The sequence below is a fragment of the Trinickia symbiotica genome, assembly GCF_003028655.1.
Classification (GTDB): domain Bacteria; phylum Pseudomonadota; class Gammaproteobacteria; order Burkholderiales; family Burkholderiaceae; genus Trinickia; species Trinickia symbiotica_A.
The window spans coordinates 720,784-745,813 of record NZ_PYUC01000001.1 but is presented as its reverse complement, the minus strand read 5'-3'; the positions used below and the strand labels follow the sequence as shown (position 1 = coordinate 745,813).

General features: G+C 64.8%; 18 protein-coding genes. 10 read left to right on the top strand and 8 right to left on the bottom strand.

The genetic code is table 11. The features are described 5' to 3' along the window. Positions 1-71 precede the first annotated feature (71 nt). Positions 72-1,343 carry an MFS transporter gene (locus tag C9I57_RS03265; RefSeq protein WP_107149165.1) on the top strand — a complete coding sequence of 424 codons (1,272 nt, stop codon included), beginning with the start codon at positions 72-74 and terminating at the stop codon, positions 1,341-1,343. 26 nt (positions 1,344-1,369) lie between these two features. Here C9I57_RS03265 and C9I57_RS03260 read toward each other — a convergent pair whose 3' ends face one another. Beyond that, positions 1,370-2,653: an MFS transporter gene (locus C9I57_RS03260; RefSeq protein WP_181321703.1), complete on the bottom strand. Its 1,284-nt coding sequence runs from the start codon at positions 2,651-2,653 to the stop codon at positions 1,370-1,372. 102 nt (positions 2,654-2,755) lie between these two features. On the opposite strand from C9I57_RS03260, the gene C9I57_RS03255 reads away from it, so the two are divergent. Further along, a complete protein-coding gene (locus tag C9I57_RS03255) occupies positions 2,756-3,646 on the top strand; it encodes a LysR substrate-binding domain-containing protein (protein WP_107149164.1) in 891 nt (296 codons plus the stop codon). A gap of 181 nt (positions 3,647-3,827) precedes the next feature. Next, complete coding sequence (locus tag C9I57_RS03250; protein ID WP_107149163.1) at positions 3,828-4,322, top strand: hypothetical protein; 495 nt, start codon at positions 3,828-3,830, stop codon at positions 4,320-4,322. Positions 4,323-4,449: 127 nt separating this feature from the next. Here the strand turns inward: C9I57_RS03250 and C9I57_RS03245 are convergent, their stop codons facing one another. The 3 genes from C9I57_RS03245 to C9I57_RS03230 all read right to left on the bottom strand — a co-directional run bounded on the left by C9I57_RS03245 (position 4,450) and on the right by C9I57_RS03230 (position 12,155). Next, entirely contained in the window at positions 4,450-6,291 is a 1,842-nt protein-coding gene (locus tag C9I57_RS03245; RefSeq protein ID WP_107149162.1) for an ABC transporter ATP-binding protein, read from the bottom strand. Between the two features lie 605 nt (positions 6,292-6,896). Beyond that, on the bottom strand, positions 6,897-10,763 hold the full coding sequence (locus C9I57_RS03235) for a DUF748 domain-containing protein (protein ID WP_107149160.1): 3,867 nt from the start codon (positions 10,761-10,763) through the stop codon (positions 6,897-6,899). A gap of 12 nt (positions 10,764-10,775) precedes the next feature. Continuing rightward, positions 10,776-12,155: a DUF1254 domain-containing protein gene (locus C9I57_RS03230; RefSeq protein WP_107149278.1), complete on the bottom strand. Its 1,380-nt coding sequence runs from the start codon at positions 12,153-12,155 to the stop codon at positions 10,776-10,778. A gap of 484 nt (positions 12,156-12,639) precedes the next feature. On the opposite strand from C9I57_RS03230, the gene C9I57_RS03225 reads away from it, so the two are divergent. Next, positions 12,640-15,030 carry a heavy metal translocating P-type ATPase gene (locus C9I57_RS03225; RefSeq protein ID WP_107149159.1) on the top strand — a complete coding sequence of 797 codons (2,391 nt, stop codon included), beginning with the start codon at positions 12,640-12,642 and terminating at the stop codon, positions 15,028-15,030. Positions 15,031-15,047: 17 nt separating this feature from the next. On the opposite strand, the gene C9I57_RS03220 is transcribed toward C9I57_RS03225, so the two are convergent. Further along, positions 15,048-15,971 carry a hypothetical protein gene (locus C9I57_RS03220; protein ID WP_107149158.1) on the bottom strand — a complete coding sequence of 308 codons (924 nt, stop codon included), beginning with the start codon at positions 15,969-15,971 and terminating at the stop codon, positions 15,048-15,050. Positions 15,972-16,185: 214 nt separating this feature from the next. Here C9I57_RS03220 and C9I57_RS03215 point away from each other — a divergent pair, with 214 nt between their 5' ends. The 5 genes from C9I57_RS03215 (at position 16,186) to C9I57_RS03195 (ending at position 19,867) form a co-directional block, all read left to right on the top strand. Then, positions 16,186-17,289, top strand: coding sequence for an AGE family epimerase/isomerase (locus tag C9I57_RS03215; RefSeq protein ID WP_181321702.1), 1,104 nt, complete (start codon positions 16,186-16,188; stop codon positions 17,287-17,289). 107 nt (positions 17,290-17,396) lie between these two features. Continuing rightward, positions 17,397-17,897, top strand: a complete 501-nt coding sequence (locus tag C9I57_RS03210; protein ID WP_107149156.1) for a PaaI family thioesterase — start codon at positions 17,397-17,399, stop codon at positions 17,895-17,897. Between the two features lie 88 nt (positions 17,898-17,985). After that, a complete protein-coding gene (locus C9I57_RS03205) occupies positions 17,986-18,378 on the top strand; it encodes a VOC family protein (RefSeq protein WP_107149277.1) in 393 nt (130 codons plus the stop codon). Positions 18,379-18,448: 70 nt separating this feature from the next. Further along, positions 18,449-19,246 (top strand): alpha/beta fold hydrolase, encoded by a 798-nt coding sequence (locus C9I57_RS03200; protein WP_107149155.1) that lies wholly within the window; start codon positions 18,449-18,451, stop codon positions 19,244-19,246. A gap of 75 nt (positions 19,247-19,321) precedes the next feature. Further along, a complete protein-coding gene (locus C9I57_RS03195) occupies positions 19,322-19,867 on the top strand; it encodes a hypothetical protein (RefSeq protein ID WP_107149154.1) in 546 nt (181 codons plus the stop codon). Positions 19,868-19,904: 37 nt separating this feature from the next. Here C9I57_RS03195 and C9I57_RS03190 read toward each other — a convergent pair whose 3' ends face one another. The 3 genes from C9I57_RS03190 to C9I57_RS03180 form a co-directional block, all read right to left on the bottom strand. Beyond that, entirely contained in the window at positions 19,905-20,600 is a 696-nt protein-coding gene (locus C9I57_RS03190) for a GGDEF domain-containing protein (RefSeq protein WP_181321701.1), read from the bottom strand. 191 nt (positions 20,601-20,791) lie between these two features. Continuing rightward, positions 20,792-23,239, bottom strand: a complete 2,448-nt coding sequence (locus C9I57_RS03185) for a CHASE2 and HATPase_c domain-containing protein (protein WP_258187467.1) — start codon at positions 23,237-23,239, stop codon at positions 20,792-20,794. Between the two features lie 91 nt (positions 23,240-23,330). Further along, positions 23,331-24,023, bottom strand: coding sequence for a response regulator transcription factor (locus tag C9I57_RS03180; protein WP_107149151.1), 693 nt, complete (start codon positions 24,021-24,023; stop codon positions 23,331-23,333). A 271-nt stretch (positions 24,024-24,294) separates the two neighbouring features. Here C9I57_RS03180 and C9I57_RS03175 point away from each other — a divergent pair, with 271 nt between their 5' ends. Next, complete coding sequence (locus tag C9I57_RS03175; protein ID WP_107149276.1) at positions 24,295-24,993, top strand: response regulator transcription factor; 699 nt, start codon at positions 24,295-24,297, stop codon at positions 24,991-24,993. Positions 24,994-25,030: the final 37 nt, after the last annotated feature.

Here is a 25,030-nt window from a genome sequence, read left to right as displayed (position 1 = left end):
CGCACTGGTCTTCGCGCAATGCGCGGACGGGCGCCGGAACGACAGCAGTTCATCGATCGCGCCCGTCAATAATGGAAGGACGCAAAACGAAGCCGAGCATCCCCCTACTGGCAGTCAGTTTCTTCGCCGCGGATGTGCAGGCAGGCGCGGGTCCGTTTCTCGGCATCTACCTGCAAGAACACGGATGGACCCCCGACATGATCGGCACCGTGCTGACCTTGGGGGCGATCGTCGGAGTGATCGCGACGGTGCCGGCCGGCGCGCTCGTCGATGCCACCTGTCATCGACGCGCAGTGGTGGTTGGCGCCAGCTCCCTGACGATCGTTGCCGCGTGCGTTATCTGGTTGTCCCGCGGTTACTGGCCGATCGCGTTTTCGCAGATCGCGACGGCCGTTGCCGGCTCGGTCATGGGCACTGCACTGACGGGACTGACGCTCGGAATGACCGGCCGGAAAAATTTCGACCGCCAGTACGGCCGGAATCAGGTGGCGAACCACGCGGGAAACATCGCGGCGGCTGCATTGTCCGGCGCGATCGGCTGGTGGCTCGGCATCATCTGGGTGTTCGCGCTTGCCGCGGCATTCGGCGTCGCGTGCATCGTATCCGTCCTGCTGATTCCCGCGCGCGCGGTCCATCGGCACTATGCGCGTGGACTCGTACACGAAGACGATGCGGACAAATCTCAGGTGTGCGCGGAGAGCATGCGCGCCGTGTTTCGCTGCCGCCCGCTCGTGTTGCTTGCCATCGCACTCGCAGCGTTCAGCCTCGGCAACTCCGCCATGCTGCCGCTTTACAGCCTTGCACAAGCAGCGGCTCACCACCGCAGTGCAAGCGGGATCACAGCGGCCAATATCATCATTTCCCAGGTCGTGATGCTGACCGCTGCCGTCTATGCCAGCCGCGTCATCCGGCGCTGGGGTTTCTGGTGGGTCATCCTCGTCACGCTGGTTACGCTTCCGCTGCGAGGATTGACCGCGGCATGGCTGACGGCGGTGTGGGGAATACTGCCCGTACAGATTTTCGACGGACTCGGGTCCGGCCTGCAAAGCGTTGCGATACCGGCATTGGTTGTGCACCTGTTGCACGGAACCGGACGGGTGAACCTAGGTCAGGGAGCCGTGAAAAGTGTAGAGGCCGCGGGCGGTTGCCTGAGTCCGTTGCTTGGAGGATGGCTCGCCAGCCGCTTCGGCTATCCGGCCGCCTTCGTTGCGCTCGGTAGCCTCGCAGCCATCTCTCTCGCGGTATGGGTCACACAAGGCGCGACGATCAGGCGAATCTGCGATACACGCCGCGACGAGTTGGACAAAATGTCCGATCTCGATGCTTCGGCATTGTTTTCGTAGACTTGGTCATTTTGACCCGCTCGGCTTCAGTGTGAACCCGCGGCTTGCATGGTGATGGCGCGGAGCTTGAACGCAATGGCAATCGCGATAACGAGCAGCGATCCTGTCATGCCTGTCACGCCGGGCCATCCGCCGACACTCCAGAACACGCCGCCGACCGACCCCACCACGCTCGATCCGACGTAGTAGGCAAAGAGGTACATCGATGAAGCCTGAGCTTTGCTGCTCCGAGCGCGCGCCCCGATCCATGCGCTCGCGACGGAATGCGAGCCGAAAAACCCGATCGTCAACACCGCGATACCGGCGATGATCGCCGGCAGCGAATTGGCCCGCGTGAGCGCGGTGCCGAGCAGCATTAGACCGAGTGTCGCCGGCAGCAACGTTTGCCGGCCGAGCCTTTCCGACAGGCTGCCGACCCACGCCGAGCTGACGATTCCGCATAGGTAGACGGCGAAGATCAGGCCGATTCCTGTCTGACCCATCGAGAACGGCGGCGCGACAAGTCTGTAGCCAACGTAGTTGTAGACGGTCACAAACGCGCCCATCAGCAGAAAGCCTTCCGCGAACAGCCACGGTAACGCACCATCGTGCAACTGCAGCGCATACGTCCTGGCCACCGGCATAAGGCGCAGTGGGCGTCGCGTGAAATGTCGCGACGAAGGCAGGAAGCGCGAGAGGATGATCGCGCACAACACTGCAAGCATTGCCATCGTCATCACGGCCGCGCGCCATCCCCAAAAGTCCGTCACCACGCCCGTCAGCAGACGCCCGGCCATGCCGCCCAGACCGGTGCCTCCAACGTAGAGTCCCATCGCGACACCGAGCGAGCGCGGATGCATCTCTTCGCCGACGTAGGCCATTGCAACGGCTGGCAAGCCGCTCAGCGCCACGCCCATCAGCGCGCGAGTGGCGAGCAACGCATGCCAGTGCGGCAGTATCGCGCTGAGCGCGGCCAGCGCGGCTGACATGAACAATGAGCCGACCATCATCGGTTTGCGGCCCCACGTTTCCGAGAGTACGCCCGCAACGAGCATCGAGACCGCCAGCAAGCCGGTGGTCAGCGACAGCGCGAGGCTGGCGCTTGCGGCGCTCACGTTAAAACTCTCGGAAAACAGCGGCATCAATGGCTGCACGCAGTAGAGCAGCGCGAACGTCGCAAAGCCGGCCGCGAACAGTGCGCAGTTCGTACGGATGAATGCGGGCGTGCCAAACTCGATTTTGGCGTTCACCGCCGCGGCGGAGGTAAGCCGTGCCGTCATCCGCGCGGTCTCGCTTCGTGGATCCAGAAGGTCGACGTCTTGTTCAGTCATATTCGAGCCCTGCTCGGCGTGCTTCGACAATGTGGAATAATCGCGCGTCGCCGCATACGCGTCCAATATCGATTCCGCGCGGATTGATACATGGGAGATATCATGGATTTGCGCCGCATCCGCTACTTCGTCGTACTGGCCGAGACGCTGCATTTCGGCCGGGCCGCACTGCGCCTGAACATCGCGCAGCCGCCGCTCAGTCAGCAGATTCGCGTGCTCGAAGAGGAACTCGGTGCACAACTGTTCGATCGCGGCAACCGGCGCGTGGACTTGACGCCGGCCGGCAAGGCGTTGTTGCCCGAGGCGCGCGCGCTGCTCGCGCAGGCCGAGCGGGTATCGACGGTGGCGGCACGCGCGCAACGGGGCGAAATCGGAGAGTTGCGTGTCGGATTGACGGGGTCGGCCGCCTTCACTGCATTGATTCCGCGTCTGATTCTGAAATATCGGCAGCGTTTCCCGGGCGTGCATCTGCGAATCGAGGAACTGACGACGCAGGAGCAACTGGCTGCACTGCTCGAGCAGCGGCTCGATGTTGCGATCGTGCGCGGCATATCGGCCCCCGATCTGCCGCCGACACTGCGCGCGACCCGTTTGTTCGAAGACTCGCTCATCGTCGCTCTGCCGCCTCATCACCGGCTCGCAGCGGCCGCGAAGCCGCTCACGATCGGCGCATTGGCGGACGAGACGTTCGTCATGTACCCGCGTGAAAGCGGGACTGGCGTATACGATCAGATCTTCGCGCTGTGCCGGCAGGCCGGCTTCGCCCCGCGCATAGGGCAGGAAGCGCGCGCCGCGCCGACGATCGTCGGGCTCGTTGCAGCGGGGCTCGGCGTCGCGCTGGTGCCGGAATCGCTGCGCAGCATGAACGCCAATGGCGTGGTGTACAGGCCGTTGAAGGAGAAAGGAGCGCGCTCCGCGATGTGGCTGGTGCTGAGGGCCCAACAGCCCTCATCGCAGGAGGCCGCCTTTGCCGCTATGGCAAAGGCGGCCTGAACCGGCGATCGGTATGGCGCTGCCGGTCCTAGGCCGCCGGAAATCGCATGTTTTGAGATGGGGTCAGTGCTAAGCTTGGACTTCTGATGCGCGCACAAGGAATCAGCACTCGCTTCTGACTGGCAAGATCGCTATGCGAATCGCGCGAGCAGATGCAGGGGCACAGTGAACGGATCGTGAAATGCAAGGACTAACAGTGACTGAGCACGCGCTTTTATACCCCGACGAGTATTTGGAACGTGTCACAGCCTTCCTGATGGAAGCCAGCGGCTGGTGCAAAAAACATGGCCTGTCAGTGGAGACGGGTGTGGTAACGCTCAGAGAGGAAAGGATGGCCGAATATGAGGCACCGAGTCTTTGCATAGCAAAGGACGGTGTGTCTGTGGCCAAAATCGTCCCTGTCGGATCGAAGATCATAGGCGCACGCGGGAGAGTAGACATGATCGGCCGAGTGGCGAGACATGCGTTGCTATTCCACGTTGGAAAAGCCACAGGAAATTCAACAGAAACCGTATCTGGCGGGAAGTCCATAGGCTCATCGCCAACACCCATGCTCGCCGGGGTCGATGGGGACGGTTGGTACTGGATCGAGGCCACAGTCCGTCGACCGAAACGCATTGACGAAGGCCTGTTCATTGACCTGCTGACGGATGTTTCTGACTATGAATCCGAATAATCCGCTCGAACCTGTCTTCCGGGCTTTCTCCGTGGCGAGTGATTGCTTCAAGGTTGCCGAACGCACGATTCAAATCCAGCACGAGGGACCGTGATCATTCGAAATGATCATCAAATAGCCCGCCGGCTCACGCCTCCGTCATCGACTCACCGATCACCCCGTTGCGCGCCGCATCCATTCCCTTCGTCAACTCGAGCGCCTGCCGCTCAAAGAGCCGCCGGTAGAGCCCGCCCTCGATGCGAATCAACGTATCGTGACTGCCCTCCTCGACGATTCTCCCCTTATCGAGCACGAGCAACCGATCCAAAGCGCGTACGGTCGATAGACGATGTGCAACAACGATCGTCGTGCGTCCGACCATGAGCCGTTCCATCGCCTGCTGGATCAACGCCTCGCTTTCGCTGTCGAGGCTCGAGGTCGCCTCGTCGAAGATCAGCACGGGCGCATCGGCGAGAAACGCGCGTGCGATGGCGACACGCTGACGTTCGCCGCCCGAGAGCTTTACGCCGCGCTCACCAACAAGCGTCTCGTAGCCCTTCGGCAACCCCGAAATGAAATCGTGCGCGTTCGCGAGCCGAGCCGCGCGCTCGATCTCCTCTTGCGTCGCGCCGGGCTTCGCATAGGCGATGTTTTCCGCCAGCGTGCGGTGAAACAGCAACGGCTCCTGCTGGACGATCGCAATCTGCGCGCGCAACGAAGCTTGTCCGACTTCCGCAATGTTCTGTCCATCGATCGTGATGGCGCCACCCGACACGTCGTAGAGCCGCTGAATGAGCTTGATGAACGTCGTTTTGCCGGAACCCGAATGCCCAATCAGACCCACGCGCTCGCCCGTAGCGATCCGCACCGAGAAATTCGAATAGAGCGGCGCCGCGTGCGCGTCGTAGCGAAACGTGACGTGCTCGAATCGGATATCGCCCTTGCCGATGACGATCGGCGGCGCACCCGGCTTGTCTTCGATACCTAGCGGCTGACGCTCGAGCGCAACGAGCTCTTCCATATCGTTGACTGAGCGCTGCAGGTTGCGCACGAGCATCCCGACGTCGCGCAGGTAGCCCTGAAGCACGAGGAACATCGTCAGCGCGAATGCGATGTCGCCGACGCTCGCCTTGTCGTTCAACCAAAGGATCAAGGCCGCCCCGAGGATCGCAGCCTGCATACATGCGAGCATCACGTTCTGCACGCCGCCGTTGGCCGTACCGCGCAGCCACGCGCGCCGCGTGCGGTCGCGCCATTTTCCGACGACGCGCGAAAGCCTCGCCTCCTCGCGCAGCTCGGCGCCGAACGCCTTGACGACGGAGTTGCAGGTGACGGCATCGGCAAGCGCACCGCCGAGCCGCGTGTCCCATGCATTGCCAAGCCGCGCCGCCGGCGCGACGACGCCGAGCGACAAGCCGGCCGTAACGCCGACATAGATCAGCGCGCCGGCGCCGACGACGGCACCCATCGCAGGCCAATGCATGCCGAGCAGCACCGTAGCACCGACGAGCATCGCGAACGAAGGCAGCAAGCCGATCAAGACCGTGTCGTTCAGCAAATCGAGCGCCCACATTCCGCGCGTGATCTTGCGGACGGTCGAGCCCGCAAAGCTGTTCGCATGCCAATCGGTCGAAAAGCGCTGGACTCGGTGGAAGGCGTTGCCCGCGATTTCACTCATCATCCGCAACGTCAATGCGATGATCTGCACGAACATCAAGTAGCGCGCGAGCGCGCCGCCGAGCCCGAGCACGAGCATCGCCGAAAACGCCGCGAGCGCCGGGTGAAGGGCCGCGTGCTTGTCCGTCAAGCCATGCGTGAGCGCGTTGACGAGACGGCCCGCGAAAAGCGGGGTCAGCACGTCGGCCACCGCGCCCGTCAGCGCGAAAAGCGCGATGACGGCGATGCGCACGCGCTGCCGGCTCCAATGAGAGAACGTGTACCCAAGGACGCTCTTGAACGTCTGGGCGCCGAAAGTATTCTTGGCGGTCATAAATGTTCAGCCGCCACGCGCCGGGCGCTGGCGGTCATCGAATCGAAATACGAAAAGCACGGCGCGCGAACATCGAACCGCGCGCAACGTACCTGCCGGAAAGACTCAGCACAACGTCGTGCGCGAATGCTGGAACCCTAGCCACGCAAGCGAGAACTCGCGCGAAGCGCCGGGCGAAAGCCGAGGTGAAGCGACGAACCAACCGTGAAAACTACGGTCGTCCTCCGAGGGGATTTCCCCACAGACGTCGCAAAGGTGGCGTCACGAACCGAGGCATGCCCAGGGTGGCCGCGAGCATTGTCGTTACCATTTAACGCCTCCCTGTTCGTGTCGAGTGAGTGGAAGCGAGTAGTGTATCAGCGCCGCGCATCACGCGCAGCAGGCGCGACGAATAACCGCGTCGGTCCAGAGGGTCATGAGCAGGCCGGGCTTCTCGAAGACATCAGGACTTGAAAACTGCTCCAACGCGGCGCGATAGGTGGCATTCGCGACTTACGAAGGGTTCGACTTCTTCCGGCACAGACTCGGCGCTTCGAAGTGCGGCTGCAAGATAAGATGAAAAAAGCACGGTGCGTCGGCATCAAGCCGCCGCGCCGTGCCCTCGCTTACTGCAGGCCGAAGTCGACGCGCGTCGTCGGCCCGCTGTCCTTGACTTCCTTGGCGTCGAGCTTCGGCGCACCGATGGTGATGCGCTGCGCGTCGACCTTCGCGATCAAATATTGACGCACAGCGTCGGCGCGACGCTCAGCGAGCGCGCGCAAGCTCGCCTCGTCGACAGTCGCATGATTGGCAAGCATGCGTTTCATGTCGTCGTCGGGCATGCTCTTCGTCATGCCGATAAAGTTGCGCGGCTTCTTGAAGTCGGCATCTTTATAGGCCTTCTTCAAGTAATCGCTGTATTCGCTTTGATCGACCTTCACCGTCGACAGGTCGACCTTCTGCCCTTTCGCCGCCAAATCCTGCGCCTTCTCCTTTTTGACGAGATCGTCGACATAGGCAAGACGCAGACCCGGCGTATCGATAGCCGGATCGGCACGGCCCGTCAATTCGAGCTTGACTTCCGGCTTGTCGGTGAGCAGCTTCGCGATCGTATCGAGCTTGCCGCGCGCCGCATCGCTCAGATCGGCTGAGCCCGGCGTGAACGCGACGTAGTGCAGTTGCTCGGCCGCATGCGCGCTGTCCGGACCGCCACCGCCGAACGCGTTGGCAAGCAGCGTGAACGGCGCGGTCACGGCCTTCGCGATCAGATTCCGAATCGCGCCCCAGATCACGCTGCCGATACTGAATTGCGGATTCGAAAGCGAGCCCGAAACAGGTATGTTCACGTCGATCTCACCGCGGCGATTCTTCAGCAGCGCAATCGCGAGTTTCACCGGCAGATGCGTCTCCGTGCTGTTCTCGACGTGATCGCCGAATGTCAGCTGCGAAATGAAGATGTGATTGTTTGCCGTCAGCACATCATTCTCGAGCTTGTAATGCAAATCGACGTTGAGCTGCCCTTTCGTGATCGGATAGCCGGCGTACTTCAGCGAGTACGGCGTCAGGCTCTTGAGCTCGATCTCGTGCGCGCTCGCGCCGAGATCCAGCGACGGCTTGGGCGCCAGCGGATCGGCCGTGCCGCGTATCGTGATCGGCCCGTTCCCGGCCAGGTTCGCGCTGACGTCGACGGGCGCGGGCGCGCGCTTTTCGGTGCCGAACGCGCCGATCGTGCCGGTGATGTCGACGAGGTTCGCCGTGTAGTTCGGCTTGACGAAGTGGTCTGTGTAGTTGACGTGCCCCTGCTGAAGCACGATCTCGCCGACGTGAGCCTTGAACGACGGCTGGCTCTGCGATGGTGCAGGCTTGGGCGCCTCGGCGACCGTGGTCGTGCTGCCGCGATGCGAAGCCGTCGTCCCCGTTGCCGGCGACGGCTTATGCTCATTGCCGAGTACATCCTGCAAGTTGAGCTTGCCCTGCTCGTCGAGCAGCACGCTGCCGAAGAATTGCGAGAACGTGATGCGGCCAATGTCGACATCGGTACCGTGCGCGTCATAGCGGGCGTTCATGCGGGCGAGCGACAGCGCGCGCCAGCCGGCGAGCGGCGCCGACGTGGTGCGGTCGAGCAGTTTCACGTCGACGAGCGCCACGCCTCCTCGGAAGGTCGCCGTCAGGGCATCGTTCGCCATACCGAGCTTGACGTCGCCGCCCGCGTTCAGGAAAGCGCTCGCAAGCTTTGCGTTGAGGTCTTCGCCGAAATACGGCTCCGCTGAAGACACGTCGAGCCGATTCGCGTGCAACGTCACGGATGCCGCGAGCGGGCTCGGCGTGACGTCGCCCGAAACGTCGAGCGTGCCTTTGCCGCCCAGCGTCGCGGCGAGCTTGATCGGCAACGCGCGGTGCATGTCATCGCTGACGTCGTGCGCTTCGAACTGGATCGACGACAGCCGGACCGTGGCAGGCTGCGCCGGAACCTCATCGACGATCTGCGCCGACCCGTCCTTGAGCCGCACGGCGCCGATCGTATAGTGCCAGCCGGATTGAGCGCCGGCCGCAGGCGGCGCGTTCACGGCCGTCTGCTCCTTTCCGCCTGGGCCGCCTTCGCTTGTTCGCGCCGCGGCTCGCTCGCGGTCATGCGGCTTTTGCTCGTGCGCCTGCGTATTGGCCGTAGACGTCTGCCCTTCCTGCGGCGAGCCCGCGAGCGCCATCAGATCGATGCGCCCATCCTTCGCGCGCGCTCCGTTGACCGACAGTCCCGCCAGGTCGATGGCCGAAATGTCGGCTTTGCGCGCGGCGAGGTCCACCTGCTTGATCGCCACATGTCCTTCGTCGAGCGCGAGCGCGGGCGTCGGTGCATTCGGCCCGGTGGCCACGGCGGGGCCTGTCGCCTTCAGCGACTTCACGGTGACGTCGCTTTGGGCCACCTGCACGTTCGTCGGCGTCTTCGACCAGTCGGCCTTGAGCGTCAAGGCCGTGCCGAGCGTCCCGCCCTCGATGCGCGCGGACGTCGAACCGGCCAGATAGGGTTGCACGAGCGTGAGCGGAAGCCCATCGGTCGTCAGCTTGAGGTCCGCAGACTTCGCGGCAAGACTCAAGGCCCCCGTCGCGGCCAGTGTGCCGCCCTGCGCCAGCACGGTATGGACGTCGTAGTGCGCAGGCGTTTCGCCCACCGTCGAGAAGCCGTCGAGCGACACGTCGAGGTGCGTGAATCCGAGGGAGACCGGTTGCGCCGGCGCATGATCCTCGAGCGCAATGTCGCCATCGTTGAGCGCGAAATGCTTGATCGAAAGGTCGAGCGGCTGAACGGCCTGCGCTGCTGCTCCGACCGCGGAAGCGGCGGAGGCCGCGGAGGCCGCGGACGCGGTGGCGGTGCTCGCCGTCCCACTGGGGGCCGATGCCGGCGCGGCGGAGGAGGCGGCTGTCGAAGGCGATCCGGCCAGTGTGCGCGAGATGCTGAGGTCGCCCGAGCGCTCGCGCGCGAGATGCAGCGAGGGCTGATCGAGCCGGATCTCGTCGAAACGGAACACTTTGTGCAACGGCTCGAGCGACGCCGCCGCGACATGCACGGCGCGCGCGGCGAAAAGCGGCGCTTTGCGCTCGTCGACGACTTGCGCATCGGTGAGATCGGTGGTCCCCGTGACAGTGAGCGCGGGCGCGCTGCCCGTCATGACGAAGCGCAGCGTGAGATCGCCGGCGAGCTTGCCGCTTGCAACGGTCACAGGCAGCTTCGTCGGCGAGAACGACAACATTTGCGGCACGTCGAGATCGTCGAACTTCAACGCGATTTCCGATTCGCGCGAGGCGGCAAAGGGCTTCGTCTTGCCTGCGATATGGATCGGGCTTCCGTCGACACGCGCCATGAAGCGCGGATCGACGAAGATATTGGTCTTCGACGGCAGTGTCGCGATGAACGGCACGCCGAGCGAAAGCCGATCGATGACGTGCTTGCGGCCGGCGAGCCGATCGTCGAAATCGATACGCCCGTTCTCGACATCGATGTTCGATACGGAAAAGAGCGCGGGCCCCTTCGACGGCTTCGACGGCTCTTTCGCGAACTTGTCGGCGATATCGCTGAAATTGAAGCGCTGGGCGTCGTAGCGCACGATGTTCGCGTGCGGCGAATCGACCTTGACTTCGTCGACGATCGGCGCGAAACGCAACAGCGAGAACCACGATGCCTGGACCACGAGCCGCTCGATGCTCGCGAAATCGCCGGGGCCGCCTTGCTCGCCGACGCGAATGCGATCTGCCTCGAGCCGCAGCGTGTACGGGTTCAGCGAGACGCGCTCGATATGCGCGGGCCGCCCGAGCGCTTCGCTCATTTGCTGCTCGGCAATGTGCCGAATGAGGGGCGGCGCGGCAAAGAAACCGATCAGCCCATAGAGCACGATCAGTACGACGATTACGACCGCGATACGGCGTAGGCGGCGCGAATGGGTCGCCTCGCGCACCTTGACGAACGTTTTCGCTACGCCGGCCTTCGTTTCGCTGGACATCGCTGCTCCGGTTTATTGACGCACGAGCGCCGGCGGCTCCCAGGTGCCGTCGATCGCCGGGCCCTGCGGCGCATAGAGCCGCATCACGACTTCGAACGCGCCGTCGGGCGTCGGGAGCCAATTCGCCTGACGGGCGCGGCCCGGCGTGTCCGCCTGTAGATAAACGTCGAGCGAACCGTCACGATTGCGACGCAGCGCGTCGCGCGAAGCGATCGAACGGCGCCGAGAATCGCCTTGGACTAGCGCACCGTCCAACGTGTAAGCCGTGAGCGTCCAGAACGCCCGCACCGGCGGCAGCCCCTTCGCGGGGAAGTGCAGCACATAACGGTTGCTGCCGTCCAGCCCCTTCCCATCCGCGTCGAGCGTGGCGGTCGCCACCACCTGGTCGTCCTTCGTGCCGCTGCCCGGTTGCGCATAGGCAGCATAAGCGCGTAGCGCATAGTCGTCGTCGTAGTGTCCGAGACCATCGCCGAGCCAGCTCCAGCCATTCGCGGACAGCGCGTTGTTCGGCGCCGTCGCGATCCGCGCCCGCGCCTCGGCGAGACCGCCCGCGATCGCCTCTGCCGCGCCCGTCGGCAGATGCAAGGGCTCGCCGGGCTTCACGCCCAGATCCGCCAGAATCTCCAATGCATGCGCATCGTTCGGGGAAGGCGGGTTGTCCTGCAGCGCATCGGCAAGCCGGCCGAAAAACGCGTTCGCGTCGAGCGACGCCACCGCGGCGCTCTGCCCCGCCGGCGTATCGTCGAACGACGGCGGATCGTCGTCCGCTCGATCCGCGCTCGCATCGTCGAGCGGCCTTCCGCGCTTTGTCCCCTTCACACGCTTGATCCTGTGCCTTCCGTTGTCTTCGGCATCGAACGCCGATAACGGCGTTACGCGGACTTCCTCTTGCAATCGGCGTGCCGCGGCGAGCTCGCGCGGGCTCGTCGCGGCGACGCGCACGGCAAGCCAAAGGCTCTTGCCCGGTGCCTCGACACGCTCGACGCCGTCCGGCAGCCCACCCTGCCATCCGGGCGCAACGAAGGCGATCGTGCGCGGCTTCGCGAGCGCCCCATGTGCATTCTCGAGCGAACCCGTCGACCAGACGACGTTCGTCCACATGTCGAGCACGCGCGCATCGAGGTATCGTCCACGCGTGGCAGGCAGCGTCAGCAGCACGGGTTCGTTGCTCAGATCGAGCCAGCCGGAGGAGGCGAGCGTATCGACGTCGGGGCGAGGCGGGAGGCCCGGATCGTCCGCGGCCGGCAGCGTCCGCGAGTACTGCAGCTTGTTGACGCCGGGGCCGCCCGGCGCGCTGGCCGCGGCACGGGCGCTCGTCATGAGCACGAGCGGATAGCCGAATACGTACGAGTCCGATACTTCGTCCTTCGTCCAACCGTGGTTGGCGGACACGGCGGGCGCAGGCGGCCGAGCGGCGCAGCCGGCCAGAGCGAAAACGGCAAAGCAAGCCAGCCAGGCCCCAACCCGAGCGAGCGAAACGTTGTTTCGCGCAGTAGCGAGTGTTGTTGTCATTGTGATTTCAGAGTGTTACGAGGCGCCGCTCTCGAGCCGCGAAGCACTTCCGCGGCGCGGTGCCGTCCGGCCACGACGTCGCGCACGGCGTAGTCGTCGAATCATCAGTTCGCGAAAGCGTTTTATCGTATCCTCAGTCGGTAGGCAAGAAGAATGCGCTAACGATTGCGCAACGGGGCAACGCAATCCTTCTCGACTCGCGGATGCATGCGCGAGGAGATCCCACTATTTATCCGCCGCTGTCCGCGTACGCGATGGAGGGCCGCGCGGACCTCGGTAACCGAGCTTGACCTTCCCATCATTGGAAGGACGACACTGCCTCTCATCGCGGCCCAGGTCGCATTCCTATTCGCTGTCGTCCAACATGATCGATTTGTCTTCCTCTTCCGACGTCGCCTCATCGACGGCCGAACTCGACATCGGCGGCATGACCTGCGCCTCGTGCGCAATGCGCGTCGAGAAGTCGCTGGCGCGCGTGCCCGGCGTGATGCGCGCGTCGGTCAATTTGGCAACCGAGCGCGCGACCGTCGATCTGTCCGCCGCGGCGCAACCGCCGGCGCTCGACGCGCTCGTCAAAGCCGTCGTGGACGCCGGTTATGAAGCTCGCCCCGTCATCACCGACCGGGCAGCGCCGGAAGATGTCGGCGACATCGCGCGAGCTGCCGACGAGCGGCGCCGAGTCGCCCGTCGCGAGCTTGTCGCCGTTACCGTGGCGGCCGCGTTCGCCCTGCCGTTGATGTTGCCGATGCTCGCCGAAGCGGCAGGCCGGCATTGGATGCTGCCCGCCGGGCTGCAGCTCGCGCTCGCGAGCATCGTCCAATTCGCGTGCGGCGCAAGGTTCTATGCTGGGGCTTACCGCGCGGTGCGCGCGCGAACCGGCAACATGGATTTGCTCGTTGCGCTCGGTACTTCGGCCGCCTACGGGCTGAGCGTCTGGCAGATGATCGCGCATCCCGGCGACACCATGCATCTGTACTTCGAGGCGTCGGCGGTGGTCATTGCGCTCGTGCGGCTCGGCAAATGGCTCGAGGCACGGGCCAAGCGCGAAACGACCGACGCCATTCGCGCGCTCAACGCCTTGCGCCCGGACCGCGCGCGCATCAAGCTCGGCGAGGGCGAAGGCGAGCGCGACGTGCCGCTCGCACAGGTGCGCGTCGGCATGGTAGTCGTCGTTCGGCCCGGCGAGCGCGTGCCCGTCGACGGTATCGTCCGCGAAGGCCGCACGCATGTCGACGAGGCGCTCATCACCGGCGAAAGCCTGCCTGTCGCGAAGGAGCCGGGCGAGACGGTCACGGCGGGCTCGATCAACGGGGAAGGCCTGATCGAAGTCACGACGCGCGCGACCGGCGCCGAGACGACGCTCGCGCGCATCATCCGCCTGGTCGAATCGGCCCAGGCGAAGAAGGCACCCATTCAACGGCTCGTGGACCGCGTGAGTGCGATCTTCGTGCCGACGATTCTCGTGCTCGCGGCCGCCACGCTGGCCGGCTGGCTGCTGGCGGGCGCATCGGCCGAAGCGGCGATCCTCGACGCCGTATCCGTGCTCGTCATCGCCTGCCCGTGCGCGCTCGGGCTCGCCACGCCGGCCGCCATCATGGCGGGCACCGGCGTCGCGGCGCGGCATGGCGTGCTCATCAAGGATGCTGAGGCACTCGAGCTCGCGCAGCGCGTGACGGTCGTCGCGTTCGACAAGACAGGCACGCTCACGGTCGGCAAGCCGCGCGTGATGGCCTTCGAATGCGTGTCGGAGGGGACGCAAGCGAGCGCCGCGGCGGCAACGTCCGATGAGGAGCCGCATGCCGCATCGACAAAGGGCGCGGCATTGGCCGCCGCCGACGTCGATACGGACCGGGAAACCGCATTTGCACTTGCTGCCGCCCTTGAGCGCGGCAGCGACCACCCGCTCGCACGGGCGCTCGTCGCCGCTTTCGAGGCGGAGTACGCCCAAGCCGCGTCGGCGCGAGCGAGCCGCGGCACCCGGCCCGCCGCCGCGTTGTCGCAGGCGGTTCCGGGACGCGGGATGCAGGCCCAGATCGACGGCCAAATGGTGATGCTCGGTAACGGACGATGGGTAGCCGAGCTCGGCATCGAGTTGCCCCCGGCCGCCGAGAGACGCGCGCACGAGCTCGAAGCGGCGGGCAACACGGTGTCGTGGCTGATGCGGGCGGCGGCGCCCGGCGCGCCCGCCGCGGCGATCGCGCTCGTTGCATTCGGCGACGAGCTCAAGCCAGAAGCGCGCGCGGCCATCGAACGGCTGGAGGCGCGCGGCGTGAAAAGCGTGTTACTGACCGGCGACAATCGCGGGGCCGCAGCATCGGTGGCGGCGGCACTGGGAATCGAGGAATTCCATGCGCAGGTGCTGCCCGAGGACAAGGCGCGCGTCGTCCGCAATCTGAAGGCCGAGAGCGGAGGCATCGTCGCCATGGCCGGCGACGGCATCAACGACGCGCCGGCGCTCGCCGCCGCCGACATCGGCATTGCACTCGCCAGCGGCACCGACGTCGCCATGCACGCGGCCGGCATCACGCTCATGCGCGGCGATCCGACGCTCGTCGCCGATGCCATCGACATCTCGCGGCGCACCTACCGCAAGATCCAGCAAAACCTCTTCTGGGCTTTTGCCTACAACCTCGTCGGCATCCCGCTGGCCGCGCTCGGCATGCTGAATCCGATGCTCGCGGGCGCGGCGATGGCCTTTTCGAGCGTGAGCGTCGTCACGAACGCGCTATTGCTGAAGCGTTGGAAGAAGCGTTGAACGCGCGTGCCGCCGGCTCAATAGGCGCTCGAGCCGCGCACCTTTTCGGCGGTCTTGCGTGGATGCGTCGGGCGCGGTGCATGCTTGCCGGCGATCGGCGCGGCCGTGGAGGCGCGGGCCGGCGGCGCAGTCAGCTTCGCATCGAGCGAATCGGACGCGTCACGAATGTCGGCCGAGGCCGCCGAAGCCGCATCGACGAATGCGGCGAGTTCCGTCTGCTGGGCGCGCAACAGCGCCGCCGTCTTTTGCTCCGCCGCGGCGCTTGCCTCGGAGGCCCGGAGTGCAACGACCGTCTGCACGACGCTGAGGACGCCAACGAGCAGCGATATGGCAAGCGCCGCAACGACGAGTTGCCTGATCCGGCGCCGGCTCTCGTCTGCCGTGCGGCGCTCGTCGACTAGCGCCGCTTGAAGCGCCGCCACGCTTTGCGTCAGCGCATCGTACGCGCGCTGCGAGGACGCATCGGCCGCCTCGGCCACGTTGGCGCCGCGCGCGGCAGGCTCCGTCGATTTTCGGGCGATCGCTTGCCTGCGCGACGATGCGCCGCTCGGGGACTTGACTGCGGCCTCCTCGATCGCAACGGAATCGCCGGCATCGCTCACGGGCCTCGTCGGCTCTTTTTCCTCGCGCTCCCGAAGCGACGAGAGCGCCTCGGCGGGCAACTCGAAGCCGTCGAGCGTGCCCTGGCGCGGATCGAGGTTCATCGTATGCGCCATTTGCGCCACGGCAAGCGTCTCGTCCGCCGGGACAAGATCGACGGACTTTTCGACGGCTGCACCAGCGCCTTCCGCCGCCCGGCCGACCGTTTGGACGGCTTCCTCGACGGAGAGCGCGGCGCGGGCCGGCCGATTGTCGGTCTCGGATGAAGCGGCGCGTGCACGCCTTTTGGTCGTAGCGGGGCGCGGTAGGCCCGACGTCGAAGATGCTGCGGAATCTGCCATAGCGTGAAAATCCGGTCGCGGCCCGCGCCGCCCGGTTCGAAGCCTCTTGTTCGTTCGATTGCCACCTGCGTGGCGTCGGCGGCATTGTCTCACGATCGCTCGAGGGCGCGACGGGCGGATCGAGCGAAAGCCGATTTGCATTATCCTTGGCGCATCTCGCATCAGTTGGCACAAATTGCCGGCGCAATCGATCTTCGAACTCCGTTTCCGCACAATGTCAAACACGACCGACGCAGCGATCGCTGCTCAATCCGCCGCGCTTTCCACGCACTTTACGCAGATCGTCCTGCCACTCTGGCGCGCTCAAGGCTTCAACGCGTCGATGCAGCTGCCTTATGAGGCGGTATGCGCCGAAGACCAGACGCCGCTGCCGGTCGCCCGCTACCGCGCGATGGCGTGCGCGCGGCAACTATTCGTCTTCTCGCTCGCCGGCGATGCGGCGCATGCGCAAACGCTGTTTGCTTCGCTGCGCCGGTACTTCCGCGACGAACGCCACGGCGGATGGTTCTACAGCGTCGATGCGGCGGGCGCTCCGCTCGATACGACGAAAGATCTCTACACGCATGCCTTCGTCGTTTTCGCGTGTGCGTCCTATCTCGCGGCTTTCGGCGATAGCGATGCGCGCGACCTGCTGGGCGAGACGGCCGCGCTCATCGGTGAACGCTTCGCCGCGACCGAAGGGCTGCTTCACTCGGCGCTCGACGAGCGCTTTTCGTCCGTGCGGAGCGGGCCGCTGCAAAACCCGCTGATGCACTTGACCGAGGCCTACCTGGCCGCGCAGGAAGCCACGGGCGACGCCGCGTTCGAACAAGCTCTCGGGGGGCTGGCCACGGCCGTTGCCCGCACGTTCGTCCACGCGCCGACGGGTGCGATCGCGGAACTGCCGATCGGCACCGAGGGCAATCGTATCGAGCCCGGCCACCAGTTCGAATGGTTTTATCTCGTCGCGCGGGCGGGCCGCACGATCGCGGCATCGGGGCTAGCCGCGTCGCTCGAGCGAGCGTTCGACTTTGCGCAACGCCATGGCGTCGACGCACAAACGGGCGGCGTATGCGCCGCGCTCAACGAAGACGGTTCGATACAGGACGCGACGCAGCGCATCTGGGCGCAGACGGAATACCTGCGCGCACTCGCGACGCGCGGCACACCGGCCGACCGCGGCGCCCTCGCGTCGCAAATCGAGCATTTCCGCACCCGCTTTCTGCATCCGCTCGGCTGGTACGAATGCAAGACGGCCGACGGCGAAATTGCCCGTGGCGACATGCCGTCGACGACGCCCTATCATCTCGCCACGGCGTACGCCGCGCTGCCGGCCTGAGGCCGGTCGCCGGTCGCCGGGGTGAATCGGCTCCTTGACGCGTATGATGAAGCGTTCCTAGAGTGGAACGAACACGATACGGGGCCCCCGCCCCGAGGGGTCCCCCAATGACCGATTTCTTCGATTTGGCTCGCGGCGCGCTGCATGCGCAACCGTTCAGCATGCTGCTCGGCACCGAGCTCGTTCAGATTGGCGAACGCGGGCTCACGCTGAGACTGCCGATTCGCGACGAGTTGCGGCAGCAGCACGGCTTCGTCCACGGCGGCGTCATCAGCTATCTCGCCGATAACGCGTTGACGTTCGCGGGTGCGATCGCACTGGGGCCGCGCGTCGTGACGGGAGAATACAAGATCAGTTACCTGCGCCCGGCCGTGCGCGGCGCGCTGCTGGCGCGCGCCGAACTCGTCTACGCGGGGCGCGGCCATGCCACCTGCCAATGCCATGTCTATGTGCTCGATGGCGATAAGGAAACGCTCGTGGCGCTCGCGCAGGGGACGATCAATCGCGTCGGCGACGGCACGAACGGCAATCACACCCACGCCGGCGCCGAGGCGTCAGCGGCGCCGCCAGCAACGGCGCCGGACGATAGTAGCGCCAAAGACCGATAGTGGCTTGCGGCATGCCGTTACGGTCCTGCTTTCGTCGCTCGTTGTTTCTTCCCACTCGTTGAATGGTGCCTGCCCTCAGGAGACGAACGTGATCGACCATACAGGTGTAACCGTAAGCGATTTCGAAACGAGCAAGCGTTTTTATACGAACGCTCTAGCGCCCATTGGCTACGAACTGCTGCGCGAATTCCCGGCATCGGTAACGGGCCACACCGACGTGGCGGGCTTCGGCGCAGGCGGCGTGGCGGACTTCTGGCTGAGCAAGGGCACGCCGAACGATCCGCCGATTCATATCGCGTTTCGCGCCAAGGATCGCGGGCAGGTCGACGCTTTCTACGCGGCCGCCATCGCCGCCGGCGGCAAAGACAACGGCAAGCCCGGCTTGCGGCCGCATTATCATGCGAACTACTACGGCGCATTCGTGCTCGACCCCGACGGCCATAATGTCGAAGCGGTTTGCCACGACGATCCCGGCGCCTAAGCGAGTAAAAATCCCGCCGAGCATACCGAGCGCGCGGTGCGGGGCAGAGCAACACCTTCGCTTTCAATAGATGAACGAACTCGACATAGCCGACGGAACGATTGCCTATCTGAAAATCGACGGCGACCCGGCCCTGCCGCATCTCGTCTTTCTGCACGAAGGACTGGGTTGTACTGCAATGTGGGGTGATTTCCCGCAACGGCTCTGCGAAGCGAGCGGCTGTCCCGGGCTCGTCTATGATCGCCTCGGGTACGGCCGTTCATCGGCGCTGCCGCCGCCCTGGTCCGCCGACTATCTACACACGGCTGCCACACGCGACTTGCCGCAGGTGGTCGATAGCCTGTTGCCCGCCGAGGCATCGCTCATCGTGTTCGGTCATTCGGACGGCGGCAGCATCGCGCTGATCTATGGCGCTATACGTCCCGAGCGATTGCTCGGCATCGTGACCGAGGCAGCGCATGTCTTTGTCGAAGAAGTGACACTCGCCGCCATTCGCGATGCCGTCGCCGCGTACGAGGCGGGCAAGCTCGCCAACCTTACCCGCTATCACGGCGCGAAGACGGAGCAGGTCTTCCGCGGATGGTCCGATACCTGGCTCGATCCTCGATTCGCCACGTGGAACATTGAAGCGCTGTTGCCGCGGATCGAGGTGCCGCTTCTCGCCATGCAAGGCGAACTCGATCGATACGGCACGGCGCTGCAATTGCAATCGATCGCCGGGCAAACCGCCGGGTCGGCAAGGGCGGCGCTGCTGCCAGGCTGCGGACACACGCCGCATAAGGAATGCCCCGAGGCCGTGCTGTCGGTGACTGTCGACTTCATCCGCTCGGCAACGAAGGGCACGCCTCTGGATCGCCGAGCCGTCTGACGCTAGAATGGCGGCCCTTCGCAATTCGCGCCGGGCGTCTTCGCGCACGGCGCATGACGACCCGTGATCCCATCCATGGCAAAACTTCTGACCGACTCCGAATTCCAGCGCTTCACCGAACTTCAGCAAAAGCAGGCGAGCTTCGCGATCACGACCGAAGAAGCGGACGAGCTGCGGCTCATCGTCGAGCGCGCTCAACAAAAGCGCGACGATCGCGCGGCCGCGATGAAGACCATCGAAGGCTATCTCGCGCAATTCGAAATCACGCCGGAAGAGCTCTTCTCGCCCGAGCAGATCGGCGAAGCGGCGCGCACGTACGGTCTCATCGCCTCGTCGGCGAAAAAGGAGCGTGTATTGCCGCCGACGCTGACGTTCAACGGCAAGCCCTATCAATGGACTCGCGCCTTGCCCGACGAAATTCGCGCGCCGCTTTTCGACGCGTTCAAGGCTGGGGAATCGATCAAGCGTTTTCTGGCCACGCCGAAGGATACGGCGCGCAACGCCGCAACGGTTGCACGCCTCGAGCGCGAAACCGGCGGCGTTTATGCCGAGGCGTGGCTCGACGAATTGTCGATCTCGCGCGCACAAGTCGACGAGGCGGCGGCAAAGCTCGCCGCGTAAGCACGAAGCAGATCGTCGCCGGCGAGCCGCGCGCGAGTTACAGGACCGCGAGCCTCACCGTATCGCGGCCCGCACGCTTCGCCTCGTACAGCATTCGGTCCGCGTGGCGATAGAGATCGCGCGGCAGATGGCGCGTCGCGCCGCGAGCGCCTCGCCATACGAAGCCGAAGCTCGCCGTCAACACCGCATTGCTCTTCGTCGGATGCGGTAATGCAAGGGCTCGCACCGCCAATCGCAGGCGATCGATCGCAGCCAGCGCGTCAGCCGGCGATTCGGCGCGCAACAGAATGCAGAACTCGTCGCCGCCGAGGCGAATCAAGCTGTCGCCCGATTGGCGCAGCTGACCGTGGACAGCTTGGGCGACTTGTTTCAGCGCGTCGTCGCCCGCGCCGTGCCCGTAGGTGTCGTTGTAGGCTTTGAAGCCGTCGATGTCGAACAGGCAGAACGCAAGGGATTCGTTGATACCCGGCGATGCCACGCGAGTCTCGAATATTTCGTCGATATGCCGGCGATTGAATGCGCCGGTCAGTTCATCGGTCACGGCGAGCCGCGACAGGCGCGCCACTTCGGATTCCAGTTGACGGATCCTGCCTTGCAAGCGGCCACGCTCCGCGTCCTCGAGGCCGCGGAGGAAGCGCCGAGCCAACGCCGCGAGCGACGGCAGCCACGCCGTACCTCTACGCGTTTGTGGGTCTGCGCGCCAGAACGCTTCACGCATCGATTGCACACTCATTTTCGGTAACCTGGAATCCATGACGTAACGGCACGCCCGTGATCGCCCTGCCTTGGCTACGGCCATCGTCGAATGCAACGAGCAGGATCTTGTTCAGCGTGGCGATTATGCCAAGTCACCCGAAAAACGACTGCAAACAAGTGTCAGGTGAAGGCCGGGCGCGGTGGACCTTCCCTACGTGCAAGCCGGTCTCACGCCGGCTCGTCGGCCCGCCCGAGTTCGGCCTCCTCCACCAGGGGCGGCAACGAGATCACGAATTCGGTGCCCTTGCCCTGCTCGCTCTGCACCGCCAGCTCGCCACCATGTCGCACGACGACGGTCTTCACGAACGCCATGCCGAGCCCCGCACCGCCCACTTCGGGACGCTCGCCCGCGTGGAAGCGGCGAAACCGCTCGAACAAGCGGCCCTGCTTCTCCAACGGAATGCCGTATCCCTGATCGCGAATGGAGCAGCTCACCTGCCCCCCGGCCACCGACGCGCTCGCAGGCAGGATCGTGCATGCAATGCGCGTGTCGTCCGGACTGTACTTGATCGCGTTCTGCAGGATGTTCACGAGCGCGCGCGTCAGTAAAGAGCGGTCCGCGCGAATCCAGCACCCTTCGCTGTCGTCGAATTCCGCATCGATGCGGATGCGCTTCGCATGCGCTTGAGGCCACACTTGGTCGCTCGCATCGAGCACGAGGTCGGCGAGGCTCACGGGCTCGAATTCGTAGGCCTGCGACTCGGCGCGCGCAAGCTGCACGAAGTCGTCGGCAAGCGTCAGTGCGCGCGTGGCGTAGCGCGCGATGCGATCCATGACGTTGCGCACCTGCTCCGACTCGATGCGCGCGCGCTCCATCTCGACGAGCGCAAGAATCGACGCATGGGGCGAACGCATATCGTGCGACAGGAGCTGCAACGCGTCCTCACGCTGGCGTTCGGCTTCATGCAACGCCGTGACGTCGACAAGGCCGGCGATCCAGCCCGTGACTTCGCCGAACGCATTACTGCATTCCGAGTACCGCAGCAAGTAGTCGCGGTCGTCGCGACAGCGCACCTCGATCCCATTCGTCATGATCCGCTTGTATTCGGGCCGCGTCGGATTCATCACCGCGGGCCAATCCCGGCGCGCGATCAGTTCGTCTTCCGGCTCGGCGCCGACCGTCTTGGCGAATGCGCAGTCGGTCAGCACGGCCTGCAATGGCCAACCTTCCGGCCCGGGCGCCGAGAGCCGCGCGCAATACGCTCGCGCGGCGCGGTTCGCGATCAGCACGACATTGTTCACGTCGGCGACGAAAATCGGCTCCGGTCCGTTGTCGAGGCTGTCCCAGACGAACCGCTTCATATCTCGGGCGCGCCGCGCGGCCTGAGCCATCAGCGACATCTGCTGCTCCAGCGCGTCGCCCATGAATTCGTTTTGCCGCGTCGGCGCTTCGGGCAGCAGGTAAGGTTCGTCCGCGAGGTGCCGCAGCTCCTTGCGCAGGTACGCCATCGTCATTTCGAGCCGGCGCCAGCTCCATACCGGATAAACGGCGACGAGCCCGAGAATCGCGGGTACGGGCGACACCCAGAGCCGCAGCGTGTGCAGCAGCATGGCATCGACGGCGAGTGCCGAGCCGGCGAGCACGATCGCGAGCGCGAGCGAGAACATGGGCGAAAGCACGAGAAAGCCGACGAGCAGCGCGGCAAGCGGCAGCAGCCAAGCGGCAAGCCATCCGAGAGACGATAGCGGCCTGATGGCGGTACCGTTCAGCAACATATCGAGCACGCTCGCATGGGCGTACACGCCGGGCATGATGCCCGAGCGCCCCGACATCGGCGTCGCGAAATGGTCATAAAGCCCCGACGCCGTCGAGCCCACCAGCACGATCTTGCCTCGCACGACGTCGGGCGGCACTGTTCCAGCCAGCACTTGCGCGACGGATACCTTTCGGTAGGTTTGGCGCAGCGGACTGAACGGAATCAGCAAACGCTGGTCGCCGCCCGGTTTGCCGACCTCGGCCAGATCGGGCGCCGCGCGCCTCGTCCTATCCATGCCGGCCAGGGGTATCGCCCCGGTTTCCGCGGCACGCCAGACCGGAACCGTCAACTGCGGCCACCATGCACGCGCATCGCCTTCGTAAGGCGCCACGCTGCGCACGATGCCGTCGTTATCGACTTCGAAATTGATATGGCCGAGCCCCGCCGCGGCGTGAGCCAATTCGGCGATCGGCAGTACCGCGTCACGATGGCTCGCGGCATCCGGGGAGTCGAGCAAAATCGGCAGATAAGTCCTGCTCGATGCAATCGCGCGCGCAAGCGCCGCGTCGTCCGCGCCGGGCTCTGTAAATAGCACGTCGTAGACGATGGCCGCCGCGCCGTCCTTCGCAAGCGTATCGATAAGGCGAGCGTGTATGTCGCGCGGCCAGGGCCAGCGGCCAAGCGCTTCGATACTGTCGTCGTCGATCTCCACGACGACGATGTCCTTCGATACCGGCCGCGTCGACAACGCAAGGAATTCGTCATAGACGAGATGATCGAGACTCGAGGTCAAACGCCAGCTCGAGCTCAACGCGACGAATGCAATGCCGAAGCAGCCGGTTGCGATCCACTCGAGCAGGAAGCGGCGCCCCAGCGATCGCCCGAGCCGCGAGCGGATCAGCCGCGCGAGCAATGTCATCGAAGCCGCCACCCGCGCGCGATCGGGAGATCGCCTTCGCATCCGGAAAATCGCCGCCGCACTCGCGGCATGTCGTTGTTTCGCCTCATGGCTACTCATCCTCCATACGGTCGAGACGATAGCCGTATCCGGCGATCGACGCCAGCAGGTAGCCGCGTTGGGGCCGCAGATCGAGCTTCGCTCTTATCACCGACATATGCGTATCGATCGCTCGAGACGATACGCCGGCGACATCGCGCCACACCGCCTCCTGAATGCGAGCACGCGAAAGGGGCCGGCCAAGATGCCGAAACAGCAGCAGCGCAAGTTCGAACTCCTCGCGGGTCAGTTCGATCGGCAGGCCGCGTGCCGCCGTCTGCGAAGTCCGCAAGTCGAATACGAAGTCGCCGAAGGTCTCCGTTCCCTCGCACGGGTTGAATCGGTAGGCGCAGCGCAGCAGCGACGTCACCCGCGCGCGCAATACGTCGGCGCGCACGGGCTTGACGAGGTAGTCGTCGGCGCCGAGCGCGAAGATCGAAGTCACATCGGCTTCGCTGCCGCAGCTCGACAAGAAGACCACCGGCACCCTTTCCGAGAGAGACTCGCGAACCCAGCGCAGCACGTCTTCGCCGGACATGCCCGGTACGTTCCAGTCCAGCACCAAAAGGTCGAAGATCTCGTGCTTCAACTGCTCCACGAGCAGATTCCCCGCTGAAAAGCAGCAGCAAACATGATCGGCCGCCGCCAGCGTCTCACACACGAAGTCTGCCTGCGCCGGATCATCGTCCAGAACGGCGATTCTCATAGCACCCCGTAACGCAAGTCATTATTGGTATCCGGCAAGCAGTATAGAAAGGAACGATCGTCAATTGGCTCAAGAATTGTTAAGTGACCGGCAACGGACGGGCTCCCCCATCGAATAGCGCCGGGGTCATTCTCACCCAGATACTGGCAAACCCTTACGATTTGCCCCATCATTGCTGGCGTCAAAACGGCAGCTCCGCGCGGAATGCACCAAAACCGGGCGTAGCTTCGTCCTCTTTGCTTCGGCACAACACTTCTATCTGAGTCAGACCATGCGGATCGCCATTCTCGACGACGACCCGAGCCAATTGGAGTTTGTCTCCGAATCGCTGAGCCCCGCGGGGCATACCTGTCATGCCTTCACCGAAGGTCGCGCACTGATCCGCGAGTTGCGGCGGGAGAGCTACGACCTGATCGTGCTCGACTGGAACGTGGCCGACATGCCAGGCGACGAGGTGCTCGCCTGGGTGCGCGAGCACTGCCACGAGGAACTGCCCGTCCTCTTCATGACCAGCCGATCGCGCGAAGCCGACATTGTCTCCGCATTGAATGCCGGCGCCGACGATTACGTCGTGAAGCCCGTCGCGGCGTCGATCCTGCTCGCACGAGTCTCGACTCTTTTGCGCAGAACCTATCGCCGCGATGAGAGCGTTGCCTCGCAGGAGTTCGGCGAATATGTCTTCGACCTGCGCGAGAGCATCGTCTACCGTCAAGCCGTGCCCATCACGCTGTCGCAAAAGGAATTCCAGGTGGCGCTGCTCCTGTTTCGAAACCTCGGACGGCCGCTCTCGCGCAGCCATATCGTCGAGACGGTCTGGAAACAAACGGCCGACATCCCCTCCCGTACGCTCGATACGCACGTCTCCTCGGTTCGCATCAAACTCGATCTGCGTCCGCAGAGCGGATACTGCATTTATCCCGTCTACGGCTACGGCTACCGGCTCGAGAAACTGGAAGCGGGCCAAGGCTGAGCGGTGCGACGACGTCCGCGCCGCCCAGCTCATGCCC

Bases quoted from the DNA above. Each gene is read 5' to 3' on its own strand.
- C9I57_RS03265 (WP_107149165.1), top strand. From the start codon at position 72: ATGGAAGGACGCAAAACGAAGCCGAGCATCCCCCTACTGGCAGTCAGT.
- C9I57_RS03260 (WP_181321703.1), bottom strand. From the start codon at position 2,653: ATGACTGAACAAGACGTCGACCTTCTGGATCCACGAAGCGAGACCGCG.
- C9I57_RS03255 (WP_107149164.1), top strand. From the start codon at position 2,756: ATGGATTTGCGCCGCATCCGCTACTTCGTCGTACTGGCCGAGACGCTG.
- C9I57_RS03250 (WP_107149163.1), top strand. From the start codon at position 3,828: ATGCAAGGACTAACAGTGACTGAGCACGCGCTTTTATACCCCGACGAG.
- C9I57_RS03245 (WP_107149162.1), bottom strand. From the start codon at position 6,291: ATGACCGCCAAGAATACTTTCGGCGCCCAGACGTTCAAGAGCGTCCTT.
- C9I57_RS03235 (WP_107149160.1), bottom strand. From the start codon at position 10,763: ATGTCCAGCGAAACGAAGGCCGGCGTAGCGAAAACGTTCGTCAAGGTG.
- C9I57_RS03225 (WP_107149159.1), top strand. From the start codon at position 12,640: ATGATCGATTTGTCTTCCTCTTCCGACGTCGCCTCATCGACGGCCGAA.
- C9I57_RS03220 (WP_107149158.1), bottom strand. From the start codon at position 15,971: ATGGCAGATTCCGCAGCATCTTCGACGTCGGGCCTACCGCGCCCCGCT.
- C9I57_RS03215 (WP_181321702.1), top strand. From the start codon at position 16,186: ATGTCAAACACGACCGACGCAGCGATCGCTGCTCAATCCGCCGCGCTT.
- C9I57_RS03210 (WP_107149156.1), top strand. From the start codon at position 17,397: ATGACCGATTTCTTCGATTTGGCTCGCGGCGCGCTGCATGCGCAACCG.
- C9I57_RS03200 (WP_107149155.1), top strand. From the start codon at position 18,449: ATGAACGAACTCGACATAGCCGACGGAACGATTGCCTATCTGAAAATC.
- C9I57_RS03195 (WP_107149154.1), top strand. From the start codon at position 19,322: ATGGCAAAACTTCTGACCGACTCCGAATTCCAGCGCTTCACCGAACTT.
- C9I57_RS03190 (WP_181321701.1), bottom strand. From the start codon at position 20,600: ATGAGTGTGCAATCGATGCGTGAAGCGTTCTGGCGCGCAGACCCACAA.
- C9I57_RS03185 (WP_258187467.1), bottom strand. From the start codon at position 23,239: ATGACATTGCTCGCGCGGCTGATCCGCTCGCGGCTCGGGCGATCGCTG.
- C9I57_RS03180 (WP_107149151.1), bottom strand. From the start codon at position 24,023: ATGAGAATCGCCGTTCTGGACGATGATCCGGCGCAGGCAGACTTCGTG.
- C9I57_RS03175 (WP_107149276.1), top strand. From the start codon at position 24,295: ATGCGGATCGCCATTCTCGACGACGACCCGAGCCAATTGGAGTTTGTC.